Genomic DNA, 14,580 nt, shown 5'->3' on the forward strand with positions numbered 1-14,580 from the left:
GCGCTGAAACTACCGCCAGCTCTTCTGATGTGTCAAGGTTCACTTGCCCTTACGCCCGGCCAATCATCCCTCCCCTGCTTGAAACGTTTTATGAACAGGGTGCGCACGGCCCCGAGAGGAAGACCCGCGCCACGCCGGGGCGACGGCGGTGGAAGCGGCCCCGGGGGCGGTTCCGCCGCCCGGACCCCGCCGGGCCGGACGCCCGCCCGGCCCGGCGAAGGGGCCGCGGCTCAGGCGCCCAGCGCCATGCGCACGCCCAGGGTGAGCATGACGGCGGCGATGAGCGCGTCCAGGACCCGCCAGGCGCCCGGGCGGGCGAAGACCGGGCGCAGCAGGCGGGCGCCGAAGCCCAGACCGAAGAACCACGCGAAGCTGCCCGTGACCGCCCCCGCCGTCCACCACCAGCGCGCGTCGCCGCCCTGCTGGTTGGCCAGCGAACCCAGGAACACCACCGTGTCCAGGTACACGTGCGGGTTGAGCCAGGTGAGCACCAGCGCCGTGGTCACCGCGGCCCCGCGTCCGCCGGAGGGCCCGCCGCCGATCACCAGGGAGCCGGGGCGCAGGACGCGGCGCGCGGCGGACAGCCCGTAGACGACCAGGAAGCCCGCGCCGAGCAGGCGGACCGCGGTGACGGCGAGGGGCGCGGCCTCGACGACGACGCCGACGCCGAGGACCCCGGCCGTGATGAGCACGGCGTCGGACAGGGCGCAGACCAGCACCACCGGCAGGACGGTTCCGGTGCGGCCCTCGATACCGACCCGCAGGACGTGGGCGTTCTGGGCGCCGATGGCCACGATGAGCGCGAGCCCGGTGCCGAGGCCGAGCAGGGCGGGGATGAGTGTCTCGTTCACCCCGAAAAGCTAGGTCGGACACCCGTGTGCAGTAAAGCTAAACTTTCTTAGCATCCCTGAGAGAGGCTTAACATGCCGTTCCAGTTCGACCATCTGCGCACCCTGGCGACCCTGGTGGACGAGGGCACGTTCGAGGCCGCCGCGCGGCGGCTGCACGTGACGGCCTCGGCGGTGTCCCAGCGGGTCCGGGCGATGGAGCAGACCGCGGGCCGGGTGCTGGTCCAGCGCACGAACCCCGTGCGGACCACCGCCGCCGGGGACGTGGTCCTGCGCTACGCCCGCCAGGTGCTGCTGCTGGACGAGGACGCCGACGCGGAGCTGCGGCTGGGCGAGCGCGAGAGGGGCCGGGTGTCGGTGCCGCTGGCGGTCAACGCCGACAGCCTGGCCACCTGGTTCCTGGAGGCGCTGGCGGACCTGCCCGCCGACCTGGGCGCGGTGTTCGAGATCCGCCGCGAGGACGAGGAGCACACCACGTCCCTGCTGCGTTCGGGGGCGGTGATGGCCGCCGTGACCTCCACCCCCGAGGCGGTCCAGGGGTGCACGGTGGCGGGGCTGGGCGCGATGCGCTACCACGCGGTGTGCAGTCCGGACTTCGACCGGGAGCACCTCGGCGGCCGGGCGGACCCGGAGCTGCTCGCCGGGGCTCCGGTGGTCAACTTCGACCGCCGCGACGACCTCCAGGACCGGTTCCTGCGCGAGTCCCCCTGCGGTGAGCCCTCCGGCCCCCGGCACTACGTCCCGGCCTCGGAGGACTTCGCCCGGGCCGTCCTGCTCGGGTTCGGGTGGGGCGTGGTGCCCGAACCGCAGTGCTCGAAGCACATCGCCTCGGGGCGGCTCGTGGCCCTGGCCCCGGGCCGCCCCGTGGACGTGCGCCTGTACTGGCAGCGGTGGAACCTGCGCTCCCCGGTCCTGGACCGGGTCTCGGAGGCCGTGCGCGCGGGCGCGGCCGAGCGCCTGCACCCGCTGCGCCCCGGCCGGGCGCGCTCGGTCGGGGCGCGAGGTGGGTAGGTCCCCCGGTGCCCGATCGGCGGGCCGCCGGGGGCGGCACGCCGACACCACCGTCAAGGAAGGCCCGCCATGAGCCTGAACGCCACCGCCGTCGACCTGGGGACCTACGGAGTGTGGGTGAAGAGGACCGACCTGACCGCCGACGCGGCCGCCGAGATCGAACGGCTGGGCTACGGCGCCGTCTGGGTCGGCGGCTCCCCCGGCGCCGGGCTGGAGGAGGTGTCCACGGCGCTGGCCGCGACGTCGCGGCTCGCGGTCGCGACGGGCATCGTCAACATCTGGACCGCGGACGCGGAGGCGGTGGCCGACTCCTTCCGCCGGATCGAGTCCGAGCACCCCGGCCGGTTCCTGCTCGGCATCGGCGCGGGCCACCGCGAGGCCAACGGCCCCGAGGCGGTCAAGCCCTTCGGCGCGGTGGTGGACTACCTGGACGTCCTCGACCGCGGGGGCGTGCCCGCGGACCGGCGGGTGGTCGCCGCCCTGGGGCCGCGGATGCTCCGCCTGTCCGCCGAGCGCGCCGCCGGGACCCACCCGTACCTGGTCAACCCCGAGTTCACCCGCGGCGCGCGCGAGGCGCTGGGCGGGGGCCCGCTGCTGGCGCCCGAGCACAAGGTGGCCCTGGGCGGGGACCGCGGGGAGACCCGGCGCACCGCCAGGAGGGGGCTCAGCGTCTACGTCGACAACCGGCTGACCAACTACCTCGCCAACTTCCGGCGCCTGGGCTTCTCCGACGAGGACTTCGCCGACGGCGGCAGCGACGCGCTGGTGGACGCCATGGTCGCGCAGGGCGCACCGGAGACGGCGGCGGCGGAGCTGCGCGCGCACCTGGAGGCGGGCGCGGACCACGTCGCGGTGCAGCCGCTGGCCGAGGACGACGACATCCTGCCGGTGCTGGCCCGGCTCGCCCCGGCTCTGGGGCTCACCGCCCGGGGTTGAGGTCCCTCCTCATGGCCGGGCCGCGCATGTCGCCGGTGCGACCCGGGGCCCCGACCCGCGCTGGTCCCGTGCCTGTGGCGGGCCTCGACAGTCGGCGTCGGCAACGGGCACGGGACCGCAGCGGGGGAGCCCGCCCCGCCCGGTCAGCGGACTCCCGCGCGCAGGTGGTCGCGCAGCTCCCGGGCCACGCGCGCCATGAGCGCCTCGGCCCCCGGCTGGTGGTAGGCGGGCACGCGCGACTCGGTGAGCACCGCGACGGCGAAGGCCTGGCCGTCGGCGTGCTCGACCACACCGATCTCGTGGCGCAGGTTGAGCAGGGTTCCGGTCTTGGACGACCACCGGGACAGGTCGGAGGTGAAGTCGGGGGCCAGCCGGTGGCGCAGCAGGTTGTCGCCCATCAGCTCCCGCACCCGGGCGGCCACGTCCGGGGCGATCGCCCGGGGCCGCCACAGCGCCTCCAGCAGGTCGGCGAAGGCCCGAGCCGCCCCGGAGCTGGCCCGGGTGACGTCGAGCTGCTCGATACGGTGTCCGCGCCCGGCGGTGCCCTCGCCGATGGCCAGCGAGTGCGCCAGGTGCGCGCCCTCGGGGCCGAGCCGGTCGGCGGGGGTGTCGCTGAGGCCGCGCATCGTGTGCCGGACGGTGATGCCGCGCAGCCCGGCCGCGCGCAGCGAAGCGGCGACCCGCTCGGGAGGGGTGATCTCGAACAGGGCGTCGGTGGCGGTGTTGTCGCTCAGGCACATGCTGAGGTAGAGCAGGTCCTCGACGCTGACGCGGGCCGGATGGCGGAAGCGGCTCATCCCGGTGGGCCCCGGGGTGGCGACCCGGCCCGGCTGCACGAGGACCTGTTCGGCGCCGTCGATCTCCCCCGCGCGGATCCGTTCGAGCGTGGCGACGGCGAGCGGGACCTTGACCAGCGAGGCCGTCGAGAACTCCAGGTCGGGTTCGATGCCCAGTTCCTCGCCCGTGCGCAGGTCCCGTACCAGGAAGGAGCCCCGCAGTCCGCCCTCGTCGAGTTTGCGGCGCAGGTCGCGGACCAGGGCGGTGGCGCTCACGCGGACTCCCGTTCGGCGTCGGGGTGTCCTGGCGGCCCGTCCGTACCGGGTCGCCCCTCCCCCTCCGGGGCGCCCAGGCACCGGGCGATCGCCCGCCCCAGGAGGGCGCGCAGCCGCTCGGCCTCGTCCCCGGTCTCGGCGGCCACCTCGTAGCCGCGGGCGAGGCGGACCTCGCCCGTGGGGCGCCAGTACAGCCCCAGGTCCTCGGCCTGTCGGGGAGAGCACAGCAGAAGGTCCCGCGAACCCAGGACCTCGGCGGCGGCGGAGGCCAGGGAGGCGGCGAGGACCACCTGGCCGGGCCTCAGCCCCACGGCGTCGCGCAGGCGGTTGAGGGGGTCGCGCACGTGGGGGACGTCGTCCTCGGGCTGGAGCCAGACGCGGCGCCCGCGCGAGGACGAGCGGTCGCGGGGCAGGCGCAGGGTCTCCAGGTAGACCGCCCCGGCGCGCGGCTCGCCGGTGCCCGCCAGCCCCAGCGGGACCGTCCACGCGGCCTCGCCGGGCGGCACCCCCGCCAGGGCGGCGCGCACCTCGCGGGCGCCCAGCAGCTCGGTCCGCGCCGCGGGCGCGGCGGAGCGGAAGTCCAGATGGATGCCCTCCTCGCGGGCCTCGGCCCCCAGGAGGGCGAGGTCGCGCGTGGCACAGGTGTCGGGCACGGCCAGGCGCAGCGGGCGCAGCGCCGCCCTCTCCGCGTCGTGCTCCATCTCCTCGGCCAGCCGGACCAGCCGCCTGGCCGAGGGCAGCATGTCGCGGCCGAACTGGGTGAGGGTGGCCCTGCGGGTGGAGCGGTCGAACAGGCGGGCGCCCAGATGCCGTTCCAGGGCGGCGATGCGCCTGCTGGCGACCGGCTGGGGGATGCGCGCGGCGGCGGCTCCGAGGGTGAAGCTGCCCCTCTCGCTCACGTTCACGAACGCCTTGCAGGCGCCGACGAGGTCCATGACCCTCATGGTATGCCGTTTTGACATGGAACTGGTCGTTTCTGTCTTGGACAGCATCAGTGCCAGCGGTCAGACTGCTGGTCGAGGCCGCCCGGCAGGGCGGCGCGTGCGGGTTCCCGCACGGCTGACCGGGGGTCCTTCCGTGTCCGGGCCGTCTTCGGGCCCGGCCGAGGACCCGCGCACACCCAGGACAGGAAGAGCAGGCACACATGGTGTTCTCATCCCACCGGCGCACCGGACTCGCGGCCTTGGCCGCGGTCGTCCTCGTCCCCGCCACCGGCTGCGCGGCTGCCAACGGCGCCGCGGCACCCAGCGCGGAGCAGTCGGCCTCTCCGGCGGCCTCCGGCGGACCCGCCCGGGGGTTCGAGCGGCTGGAGGAGGAGTTCGACGCGCGGCTGGGCGTCTACGCGGTGGACACCGGCAGCGGCGAGGAGGTCGCGCACCGCCCCGACGAGCGCTTCGCCTACGCCTCGACGCACAAGGCCCTGACCGCGGCACTGGTGCTCCAGCAGAACACGCCCGAGGAGATGGAGGAGGTCGTCACCTACACCGAGGAGGACCTGGTCGACTACTCGCCGATCACCGAGCAGCACGTGGACACGGGCATGACGCTGATGGAGGTGGCCGACGCCGCCGTCCGCCACAGCGACAACACCGCCGCCAACCTGCTCTTCGACGAACTCGGCGGGCCGGACGCGTTCGAGGACGAACTGGAGGCGATCGGCGACGACGTCACCGACCCGGAGCGGATCGAGACCGAGCTGAACGCCTGGACGCCCGGGGACACCAGCGACACGAGCACGCCGCGCGCCATGGCCGGGAGCCTGCGCGAGTTCACCCTCGGCGACGCCCTGCCCGAGGACCGGCGCGAGGTGCTCAACGACATGCTCGTCAACAACACCACCGGTGACGCGCTGATCCGCGCCGGGGTGCCCGAGGACTGGAGGGTCGGCGACAAGACGGGCGCCGCCAGCCACGGCACGCGCAACGACATCGCCGTCATCTGGCCCCCGGAGGGCGACCCCATCGTCCTCGCCGTCATGTCCAGCCGTGAGGTGGAGGACGCCGAGTACGACGACGCGCTGATCGCCCGGGCCGCCGAGGTCGTCGCGGAGGAGCTGGCCTGACGCCGCTCCGCGCCGACCGGGCACGGAACCCGTACGTCCCCAGGACAGAAGGAGCAGGGAAGATGTTGCTTTCACCCCTACGGCGCACCGGGCTCGCGACGCTGACCGCGCTCGCCCTCGTGCCCGCCGTCGCCTGCGGGGCGGACGGTTCCGGTCCGGCTCCTGGGTCGCAGCCCCCGGCCGGGCCCTCCGCGGAGGGCTCGGCCGGGCGGCCGACCCCGGCCGACCCCTCCGCCGGGTTCGCCGACGAGTTCGCGGACCTGGAGGAGGAGTTCGACGCGCGGCTGGGGGTCTACGCGGTGGACACCGGCAGCGGCGAGGAGATCACGCACCGCCCCGACGAGCGGTTCGCCTACTGCTCCACCCACAAGGCCTTCAGCGCGGCGCTGGTGCTCCAGCGGAACACGCCCGAGGAGATGGAGGAGGTCGTCACCTACGACGCCGACGACGTGTTCGGCCACTCACCGGTCACCGAACAGCACATCGACACCGGGCTGCCCCTGGCGGAGGTGGCCGACGCCGCCGTCCGCTACAGCGACAACACCGCCGCCAACCTGCTCTTCGACGAACTCGGCGGACCCGACGGGTTCGAGGAGGCGATGGAGGAGATGGGCGACGACGTGATCGAGGCCGACCGCGTCGAGCCCGGCCTGAGCCGGTGGGCGCCCGGGGACACCCGGGACACGAGTACGCCGCGCGCCATGGCCGGGAGCCTGCGCGAGTTCGTCCTGGGCGACGCCCTGCCCGAGGACCGGCGCGAGGTGCTCAGGCGGATGCTCGTCGACAACCTGACCGGGGACGAGCTGATCCGCGCCGGGGTGCCCGAGGGCTGGGAAGTCGGTGACAAGACGGGGAGCGGGAACTACGGCACGCGCAACGACATCGCCGTCCTGTGGCCCCCGGAGGGCGACCCCATCGTCCTCGCCGTCATGTCCAGCCGTGACGAGGAGGAAGCCGAGTACGACAACGCGCTGATCGCCGGGGCCGCCGGGGTCGTGGTGGAGGCCCTGGGCTGACAGCGCCGGGCTGAGGCGACGCGGTCGGAAGGGCTCGGCCGGAGGAGCCCGGACGAAGGGTCCGGGCCGGGGACCCGGGGGCGCGCCCCCGGGTCCCTCCGCCTTCCCCGGCCCGCGCCCCGACCGCGACGGTCCGGGCCGGAGAGGCCCGTCACCGGTGCGCGAGGGACGTCCGAACGTGCGCTTCCGCACCTTCCGCCCCGGATTCGGCCACTCGAAAACGTGTCCTAGCCTGGGAGCGGTCCGGGCCCGGCGGGCGCCGGAGACCTCCCCTCCCGTCCAGAACCGAGCGAGTCCGAGGAACAGCGTGAGCATCAGTCCCCGTGTCACAGCGACCGTCTTCCGCGTGGTGGCGGTCATCGAGGCCCTGACCTGGATCGGCCTCCTGGGCGGCATGTACGTCAAGTACCTGGGCAGCGGCAGCGAGGCGGGCGTGCACCTCTTCGGCCCCCTGCACGGGGGCGCCTTCATGCTCTACGTGGTGGCCACCCTGGCCGCCGCCCTGCACCTGCGCTGGAACCTGTGGGCGACGATGGTGGCCCTGGCCGCCTCCGTGCCTCCCCTGGGCACCCTGGTCGCGGACTGGTGGCTGCACCGCACCGGACGTCTGGCCCCCCGCGCCGAGGAACGGGACCGCGCGCCCGAGCCCGTGGCCTGAACCCCCGGACTCCGCGGGGCCCGACGGGACTTCATCCTCCGTTGGGCCCAGCGCCACCTCCCGGAGCATGACCCTTTGCGCACGAGCGGTGACCTGTGGTTGGTTGACCACCAGCCAGTGACCCCCAGCGCCGAAGGACCCCCATGCCCTCCGCACGCACCGCCGCGCTGACCTGCGCCGCGCTCGCCCTCGCCCTGACCAGCGCCCCCTCCCCCGCCTCCGCTGCCGAGCAGGCCCTCTCCCGGACCACCTCCGTGGGCGTGCACAACGCCTACGAGACGGCGACCTTCCCCCACTTCGCCGACGCCCTCGACTCCGGTGCCGGACTCCTGGAACTGGACGTGTGGACCGACGAGTGGTTCGGCACCTGGCGGGTCAACCACGAACTGGTCGGCCAGCACAACAACTGCGCCGGGGCCACCAGCCCGGACGAACTGCGCCGGGGCGGCGACGGCGACCTCGCCGACTGCCTGCGCGACGTGCGCACCTGGCACGAGGCCAACCCCGGCCACCCGCCGCTGCTGCTCAAGGTCGAGATGAAGAAGGGCTACCACGCCGAGGCGGGTCTGGGCCCCGCCGAGTTCGACGCGCTCGCCGACCAGGTCCTGGGCGACGCCCTGTTCCGACCGGACGACCTGCTGGCGGGCGGCCACGCCACCCTGGACGAGGCGGTGCGCGCCGACGGCTGGCCCTCCCGGGAGGCCCTGGCCGGGAGGGTCGTCGTCTACCTGACCCCGGGCACCTTCGAGCAGGGCAACCCCTTCGACGACCTGTGGACCGACGAGGAGCAGGCGTCGCGCCTGCGCGACCTGGCCGCCGAGGGCCGCCTGGAGGAGGCGGCCACCTTCCCGGCGGTGCTCGGCGCCCGCGGCGGCGACCCGCGCGAGCGCTACGCCGAGGAGCTGCGGCCGTGGTTCGTGGTCTTCGACGGCAGCGCCCCGACCTACACCGGGGGCATCGACACCTCCTGGTACGGCGAGAACGACTACCTCCTGGTGATGACCGACGCCCACGCGGTGTCCCCCGCGATCGACGCGCGCACCCCCTCCCCGGAGGAGGCCGCCGCCCGCGTGCGCGAACTCGCGCAGGCCGGGGCCACCACGGTGACCAGTGACTGGGCGGGCCTGCCCGGGGTGCTGTCCATGGTCGTCCCGCACGGCCCGGGCGCCGGCTGACGCCGGGGCCGTCCGCCGCAGCGCCTACTCGGCCCGCGCCCCGCGCGAGAAGTAGGCGTTGGACGCGGGCAGGAACAGCAGCACGAGGGCGGACAGTCCCAGCAGTCCCGGAACGGCGTAGCCGAGGACGTCGTAGGCCGACATCCCGGCCGGCGGCCACACGATGGCGTCCATGTTCGCGGTGGCCAGGTCCATGAGCACGACGAGGGCAGCGGCGGCGGCGATCAGGAGACGCGCCCAGTTGCGACCCCGGCGCACCAGGACGGCGAGGAGGACGCCCACCGCCGCGAACAGCAGCGCGGCGGCGCCGGACACGGCGGCCTGGCGCAGGCCTGCCTCCTCGCCCGCGGCCGCGCGCATACTGTCCAGCCCGGTGGGGGCGACAACGAACACGTTCAGCACCCACAGCACGAGGTCGACGGCGATCAGGGCGAGCAGGAGCAGGAAGGCCGCCTCCACCGTCCCGGGGCGCCCGGTCCTCTCGGCGGTCGTACTCGTCATGGGTCCTCTTCTTCCGCTGGTTCTCCGGGTGGGGGGAGAGAAGGAGCCCGGGGGCACGGGACGCCTGAGTAGTCAGGAACTGTACAGCAAACGCCCGGGGCCGGGCTCGGGCACCGCGGTTCGGAAAAGACCTGTCGAGGACAACGGAAAAGACGCGCAAAGAGCCGGGGATGGAACAGCGGAAAACGCACATTCCCGCTCTATCGTTTCTCCGCCGTCTTGTACACCAACGACCTACTTCTACCCATGGGGTCAAAGAGTGGCGTTCTGGCCGGTCACGGCCATGAAAATTCACCGCGTCACACTTTGTGCACCGTGGGTGGTCCGTGTTCTCTTATGGACTGGCAAGTCATGACACGAGCCGAAGGATCACCCATGACCAGAACCCACCGGTCAGGTCCGGACAGACGCACCGTCCTGCGCGGGGCCGCGTTGGCCTCCGGCGCCGCCGTTCTCGGCGGGGCGCTCACCGCGGGGGGCGCGAGCGCCTCCTCGGGGACGGCCGAACCGCCCCTGCACACCCGGGCCGACTGGGGAGCGCGCTCACCCGCGGGCCGGGTCCAGATCCTGACCACCGCGCCCAGCTACATCGTGGTCCACCACACCGCGACGGCCAACAGCACCGACTACTCGCTCAGCCACGCCTACTCCTTGTCCAGGGCGATCCAGAACTACCACATGGACTCCAACGGCTGGCTCGACACCGGACAGCAGCTCACCATCAGCCGCGGCGGCCACGTCATGGAGGGCCGCGACCGCAGCTTCGCCGCCATCCGCGAGGGCAGCCACGTCGTGGGCGCGCACGTGGCCAACAACAACAGCACCTGCATCGGCATCGAGAACGAGGGCCTCTACACGAGCGTGAGTCCGACCGGGGCCCTGACCGACGCGCTGGTGGCCACCCTGGCGTGGCTGTGCGGGGCCTACCGGCTCGATCCGCACAGCGCGATCCTGGGCCACCGCGACTTCAACGCCACCGCCTGCCCCGGCGACGTGCTGTACGCGCTGCTCCCGGAGCTGCGCGACGCGGTCGCCGACGCCATGCTGGCGCCGGTACTGGAACTGGCAGCCCGCCGCGTGCCCGCCGGGAACGGCCCGACCTACCCGACCGTGCCCACGGACGAGCCGGACCGCCTGTTCCACCACGGTCCCGCCCGGGGCCCCGACGACTTCACCCGCTGACCCGCCCGCCGGAGCGCTCCGGGTCCCGCGCCGCCCGCGGCGCTTCGGGCCCGGCACCGCTCAGGGTGCGTCGCCGACCACGGTGCCCGTCGCCTCGCGGCGGGCACCACCCGCACCGATCCGCCCGATGACGCGGTCCACGTCCCAGCGCTCGACCGCAGCCAACGGCGCACCCGCCTCCTCCCGCAGGGCCGCGGCCCGCTCCAGCAACCGCGTCGCCCGGCCGTGCCCGCCCGCCAGCGCGTGCGCTCCGGCCAGCCCCTCCGTCGCCAGGGCGACCGCACGCGGGTCGCCGCTGCGCTCGGCCTCACGCTGAGCCCGTCCGTGCAGTTCCAGAGCCGCGTCCGCGTCGCCGCGCTGTTCGGCGACGAACCCCAGCTGAGTGAGGATGAAGGCGGTCCCGATCCGGCCGTCCGCGCGCCGGTTCCACTCCAGGCGGCGCAGCAGCGACCGCTCGGCCAGGTCCAGGTCGCCCCGGCGGCGGGCGGCCAGGGCGATCCCGGCGTCCGCGAACTGCTCGCCCACCGGGTCCGCGTGCTCCTCGGCCACCCGCAGCGCCCGGGCGTGCAGCGCGTCGGCCCGGTCCAGGTCCGCGTTGAGCAGGGCGACCCGCCCCAGGCCGGAGAGCTTGAGGGAGAAGGTGTGCCACAGCCGAAGGCCCTCGGCGATGCGCAGCCCCTCCTCGTGGCGCCGGGCCGTCTCCGCCAGGTCGCCGCGGGCCTCGGCGACCTGGGCCAGTGTGTCGGAGGCGCGCAGAATCCCCCACCGGTCACCGAGGGCGCGCAGTGCCCGCTCGGCCTCCAGCGCCTCCCGCCGGGCTCCGGCGAGGTCGCCGCGGGCGAAGGCCGCCCGCGCCAGGGTCTCCCGGGCGACCGCCGCGCCCCACGTGTCCCCCGCCCGCACGCAGGCGTCACGGGCCCGCTCCACCCGGGCCGCGGCCCGGACCGGATCGCCCAGCCCCCAGCGGGTGAACTCGGTGAACCAGGTCAGGCGGGCGTGCGCGACCGGGTCGTCCACCCGGGCCAGGTCCTCCTCGACGGTGGCGCTCCACTGCCGGGCGTCCTCGGAGCCGGGTACCGCCAGGGCGGCCCGCCACACCCGTGCCCGGGCGCGGGCCGCGGGAGGTGCACCGGGCACGGACAGGGCGGCGTCCAGGGCGGTGCGGGCCGCCCCCGCGCGCCCGCGCAGGTACCGGTACCAGCACGCGGCCTCGGCCAGGCGCAGGGCCAGGCGGGCGTCCGCCTCCTCCACCGCGAAGGCCAGGGCCGCGTCCAGGTTCGCCGACTCGCGGTCCAGGCGCCGGAGCCGGTGCTCCTGGTCGGCGCCGCGCAGCCCTTCGTCGGCGCGCTCGGCCAGCTCGGCGAAGTGGGCGGCGTGCCGGGCACGGGTGCGGCGCGCGTCCCCGGCCTCCTCCAGCCTTTCGAGGGCGTAGGCGGCCACCGACTCCCTCAGGAGGTAGCGGGTCGCGCCGGAGCGGTCGGCGGCCACCACGAGCGAGCGGTCCACGAGCGCCCCCACCAGCCCCAGCACATCCCGGACTGGCACGGTGCCGGAATCGGAGCACACCGCCTCGGCGGCGGCCGGGTCGCAGCCGTCGGCGTGCACGGCCAGGCGGCCGAGCACGGCGCGTTCGGCCGCGGAGAGCGGTTCCCAGCTCCAGTCGATCACGGCGCGCAGGGTGCGCTGGCGTGCGGGCGCGTCGCGGCGGCCGACCCCGAGCAGGGCGAAGCGGTCGTCCAGGCGGGCGGCGAGGCCGGCCACGCCCATGTGCCGCAGTCGAATGGCGGCCAGTTCGAGGGCGAGGGGGATGCCGTCCAGGCGTCGGCAGACAGCGGCGACGGCGGGAGCGGTGTCGGTGTCGAGCGCGAACGGGGCCGCGGCGGCCCCGGCGCGCGCGGTGAAGAGCCGTACCGCGCCCGAGGCGGCGAGCGCTTCGGGGTCGTCGGTGCCGGGGTCGGGCAGGTCCAGCGGGGGCAGCGCGTACAGGTGCTCCCCGGCCACGTCCAGCGGTACCTGGCTGGTGGCCAGGACGCGCAGGTCGGGCACCGAGCCCAGCAGGCGGGCGACCGTGTCCGCGGCGGGGCCGACGACGTGCTCGCAGTTGTCGAGGACGAGCAGGGCGCCGCGGCCGCGCAGGAGTCCGGCGACCCGTTCGTGCGGGGCGGCCCCCGGCTCCGAGACGTCGTCGCGGACCCCAAGGGACGCGGCCAGGAGGGGCACGGGGTCGCCTCCGGGGGCGAGCGCGGCCAGTTCCACGAACAGGGCCGTGCCGGGGTCCAGTGCGCGGGCCGCCGCCAGAGCCAGCCGGGTCTTGCCGACCCCGCCGGGGCCGGTGAGGGTGACCATCCGCTGGGCGCCGACCAGGGAGCTCAGCGCCCGCAGGTGGTCGTCGCGGCCGATGAGGTCCCCGACCGGTGCGGGCAGTCCGGCGGCGGGGACGGCCGTCCTGTGCGCGGCGGGAAACGCGGCGGCCCCCGGCGGCGGCGCGGGGCGCGGGGCCGGGTCCAAGGACGGGTCCTGCGTCAGGACCGCCCGGTGCAGGGCCGTCAACTCGGGCCCGGGGTCGATCCCCATCTCCTCGGCCAGACGCGCGCGCAGCCCTTCGTAGGCGGCCAGGGCCTCCCCCTGTCGGCCCGCCCCGTAGAGCGCGCGGACGCGGGCGGCGTGCAGGCGCTCGCGGTAGGGGTGGCGGGCGACGGTCTCGGCCAGCTCGACGGCCAGCGCGGCGTGTTCCCCCAGTTCCAGACGTGCCTCGGCCCGGTCCTCCAGGGCGGTCGCCCGCAGTTCCTCCCAGTGGGCCGCGGCGGACCGCGCCGGTTCGGTGTCGGCGAACTCGGCCAGCACGGGCCCGCGCCACAGGTCCAGGGCGCGGGTGAGCAGGTCCGCGCGCTCACGGGGCTCCTCGGCCCGCGCGGCCCGGCGCAGCAGTTCCTCGAACCGTGCGGCGTCCACGTCGTCGGCGTCCAGCAGGTAGCCGGGCGCGCGGTGGCGGACCAGGGAACGGGCTCCGGGTTCGGCGCGTTCCAGGGCTCCGCGCAGTTGGGAGACCCGGGCCTGGAGGACGGCCGCGGGGCGGGCCGGAGGGGTGTCGCCCCACAGGTCCCGCACGAGGCGGTCGGCGGGCACCAGGCGCCCCCGGGCCAGGAGCAGGGAGGTCAGCAGGGCGCGCACCTTGGTGTCGCGGATCCGGACGGGTTCACCGTCGTCGGTCCGCACCGTCAGCGGACCCAGCACCCCGAAACGCATGCGGACAACCGTAGCGATCCCGTAGGACAACCGTGGCGGCCGCCGCCACCGTGATCCTGTGCGGGGCGGTGAGGTGCCGCCCCCGGACCGAAACGGGGTGACCGGTGATGGGGGACTACGCGGGCAGGCGGGCCGTGGTGGTCGGCGGGACGCACGGCATGGGGATGGGCGTGGTCGAGGCGCTGCTCGCCGGAGGGGCCCGGGTGCTGCTGACCGGGCGCAGTGAGAAGAACCTGGAGGAGGCGCGCGGCCGCCTGGGGCCGGAGGCGCACGCGGTGCGCGCCGACGTGGCGGACCTGGCCGACACCGACGCGCTGGCCGAGGCCGTGCGCGCCGCACTGGGCGGGATCGACCTCCTGCACGTGAACGTCGGGACCGCGGAGCTCGGCCCGTTCGGGGAGGTGACCGAGGAGTCCTACGACCGCCTGTTCGCGGTCAACACCAAGGGGGCCTTCTTCACCGTCCAGAGGCTGGCGCCGCTGGTCACCGACGGCGGGGCGATCGTGTTCACCACCTCGGTGACGAACATGACCGGTACGCCGGGGATGAGCGTGTACACGGGCGCCAAGGCGGCCGTGCTGGGTTTCAGCCGGGTGCTCGCCTCGGAGCTGCTGCCGCGCGGCATCCGGGTGAACACGGTCGCTCCGGGCTTCACCGACACTCCCACGATGGGGATCGCAGGCCTCGGGGGAGCCGATCGCGAGGAGTTCATGCGGGTGGGCGACGCGGCCACGCCGATGGGCCGCCACGGCACCGTCGACGAGGTGGCCCGCGCCGTGCTCTTCCTGGGGTTCGAGGCCACCTTCACCTCGGGCGCGGAGCTCCCCGTGGACGGTGGTCTGGGCCTCGGCCTGAGCACCAGCCTGTAGCCGTTCCGGGCCCCGGCCCGGAGG

General features: G+C 75.0%; 13 protein-coding genes. 8 read left to right on the top strand and 5 right to left on the bottom strand.

Annotated features, from left to right (window positions below):
- Nucleotides 1-230: 230 nt before the first annotated feature.
- Nucleotides 231-851, bottom strand: a complete 621-nt coding sequence (locus tag PV789_RS16345; RefSeq protein WP_274973430.1) for a LysE/ArgO family amino acid transporter — start codon at nucleotides 849-851, stop codon at nucleotides 231-233.
- Nucleotides 852-923: 72 nt separating this feature from the next.
- Here PV789_RS16345 and PV789_RS16350 point away from each other — a divergent pair, with 72 nt between their 5' ends.
- Together PV789_RS16350 and PV789_RS16355 are read left to right on the top strand one after the other, a co-directional pair.
- Nucleotides 924-1,859, top strand: coding sequence for a LysR family transcriptional regulator ArgP (locus tag PV789_RS16350; protein WP_274973431.1), 936 nt, complete (start codon nucleotides 924-926; stop codon nucleotides 1,857-1,859).
- 69 nt (nucleotides 1,860-1,928) lie between these two features.
- Nucleotides 1,929-2,795, top strand: coding sequence for an LLM class F420-dependent oxidoreductase (locus PV789_RS16355; protein WP_274973432.1), 867 nt, complete (start codon nucleotides 1,929-1,931; stop codon nucleotides 2,793-2,795).
- Nucleotides 2,796-2,938: 143 nt separating this feature from the next.
- On the opposite strand, the gene PV789_RS16360 is transcribed toward PV789_RS16355, so the two are convergent.
- Both PV789_RS16360 and PV789_RS16365 read right to left on the bottom strand, forming a co-directional pair.
- Complete coding sequence (locus PV789_RS16360; RefSeq protein ID WP_274973433.1) at nucleotides 2,939-3,847, bottom strand: serine hydrolase; 909 nt, start codon at nucleotides 3,845-3,847, stop codon at nucleotides 2,939-2,941.
- Nucleotides 3,844-4,782: a LysR family transcriptional regulator gene (locus PV789_RS16365; RefSeq protein ID WP_274973434.1), complete on the bottom strand. Its 939-nt coding sequence runs from the start codon at nucleotides 4,780-4,782 to the stop codon at nucleotides 3,844-3,846. The genes PV789_RS16360 and PV789_RS16365 overlap by 4 nt, the downstream gene beginning before the upstream one ends.
- 209 nt (nucleotides 4,783-4,991) lie before the next feature.
- Here PV789_RS16365 and bla (PV789_RS16370) point away from each other — a divergent pair, with 209 nt between their 5' ends.
- From bla (PV789_RS16370) to PV789_RS16385, 4 genes are all read left to right on the top strand, one after another.
- Nucleotides 4,992-5,909 (top strand): class A beta-lactamase, encoded by a 918-nt coding sequence (gene bla, locus PV789_RS16370; protein WP_274973435.1) that lies wholly within the window; start codon nucleotides 4,992-4,994, stop codon nucleotides 5,907-5,909.
- 62 nt (nucleotides 5,910-5,971) lie between these two features.
- Nucleotides 5,972-6,925 carry a class A beta-lactamase gene (gene bla / locus PV789_RS16375; RefSeq protein WP_274973436.1) on the top strand — a complete coding sequence of 318 codons (954 nt, stop codon included), beginning with the start codon at nucleotides 5,972-5,974 and terminating at the stop codon, nucleotides 6,923-6,925.
- A gap of 307 nt (nucleotides 6,926-7,232) precedes the next feature.
- Nucleotides 7,233-7,583, top strand: a complete 351-nt coding sequence (locus PV789_RS16380) for a DUF3817 domain-containing protein (RefSeq protein WP_274973437.1) — start codon at nucleotides 7,233-7,235, stop codon at nucleotides 7,581-7,583.
- 143 nt (nucleotides 7,584-7,726) lie between these two features.
- On the top strand, nucleotides 7,727-8,758 hold the full coding sequence (locus PV789_RS16385; RefSeq protein ID WP_274973438.1) for a phosphatidylinositol-specific phospholipase C domain-containing protein: 1,032 nt from the start codon (nucleotides 7,727-7,729) through the stop codon (nucleotides 8,756-8,758).
- Nucleotides 8,759-8,782: 24 nt separating this feature from the next.
- Here the strand turns inward: PV789_RS16385 and PV789_RS16390 are convergent, their stop codons facing one another.
- Nucleotides 8,783-9,259 (bottom strand): hypothetical protein, encoded by a 477-nt coding sequence (locus PV789_RS16390; RefSeq protein WP_274973439.1) that lies wholly within the window; start codon nucleotides 9,257-9,259, stop codon nucleotides 8,783-8,785.
- A gap of 375 nt (nucleotides 9,260-9,634) precedes the next feature.
- Between PV789_RS16390 and PV789_RS16395 the strand changes: the two genes are divergently transcribed.
- Nucleotides 9,635-10,441 carry a peptidoglycan recognition protein family protein gene (locus tag PV789_RS16395; RefSeq protein ID WP_274973440.1) on the top strand — a complete coding sequence of 269 codons (807 nt, stop codon included), beginning with the start codon at nucleotides 9,635-9,637 and terminating at the stop codon, nucleotides 10,439-10,441.
- Between the two features lie 60 nt (nucleotides 10,442-10,501).
- Here PV789_RS16395 and PV789_RS16400 read toward each other — a convergent pair whose 3' ends face one another.
- Complete coding sequence (locus PV789_RS16400; RefSeq protein ID WP_274973441.1) at nucleotides 10,502-13,687, bottom strand: AfsR/SARP family transcriptional regulator; 3,186 nt, start codon at nucleotides 13,685-13,687, stop codon at nucleotides 10,502-10,504.
- 107 nt (nucleotides 13,688-13,794) lie between these two features.
- Here PV789_RS16400 and PV789_RS16405 point away from each other — a divergent pair, with 107 nt between their 5' ends.
- Complete coding sequence (locus tag PV789_RS16405) at nucleotides 13,795-14,556, top strand: SDR family oxidoreductase (protein ID WP_274973442.1); 762 nt, start codon at nucleotides 13,795-13,797, stop codon at nucleotides 14,554-14,556.
- The last annotated feature ends 24 nt before the right edge of the window (nucleotides 14,557-14,580 follow it).

It is taken from the genome of Nocardiopsis camelliae (genome assembly GCF_028993595.1).
Lineage (GTDB): Bacteria > Actinomycetota > Actinomycetes > Streptosporangiales > Streptosporangiaceae > Nocardiopsis > Nocardiopsis dassonvillei.

Coding starts and splice junctions, on each gene's coding strand:
- PV789_RS16350 (WP_274973431.1), top strand. CDS start 924: ATGCCGTTCCAGTTCGACCATCTGCGCACCCTGGCGACCCTGGTGGAC.
- PV789_RS16355 (WP_274973432.1), top strand. CDS start 1,929: ATGAGCCTGAACGCCACCGCCGTCGACCTGGGGACCTACGGAGTGTGG.
- PV789_RS16365 (WP_274973434.1), bottom strand. CDS start 4,782: ATGGACCTCGTCGGCGCCTGCAAGGCGTTCGTGAACGTGAGCGAGAGG.
- bla (WP_274973435.1), top strand. CDS start 4,992: ATGGTGTTCTCATCCCACCGGCGCACCGGACTCGCGGCCTTGGCCGCG.
- bla (WP_274973436.1), top strand. CDS start 5,972: ATGTTGCTTTCACCCCTACGGCGCACCGGGCTCGCGACGCTGACCGCG.
- PV789_RS16385 (WP_274973438.1), top strand. CDS start 7,727: ATGCCCTCCGCACGCACCGCCGCGCTGACCTGCGCCGCGCTCGCCCTC.
- PV789_RS16390 (WP_274973439.1), bottom strand. CDS start 9,259: ATGACGAGTACGACCGCCGAGAGGACCGGGCGCCCCGGGACGGTGGAG.
- PV789_RS16395 (WP_274973440.1), top strand. CDS start 9,635: ATGACCAGAACCCACCGGTCAGGTCCGGACAGACGCACCGTCCTGCGC.
- PV789_RS16400 (WP_274973441.1), bottom strand. CDS start 13,687: ATGCGTTTCGGGGTGCTGGGTCCGCTGACGGTGCGGACCGACGACGGT.
- PV789_RS16405 (WP_274973442.1), top strand. CDS start 13,795: ATGGGGGACTACGCGGGCAGGCGGGCCGTGGTGGTCGGCGGGACGCAC.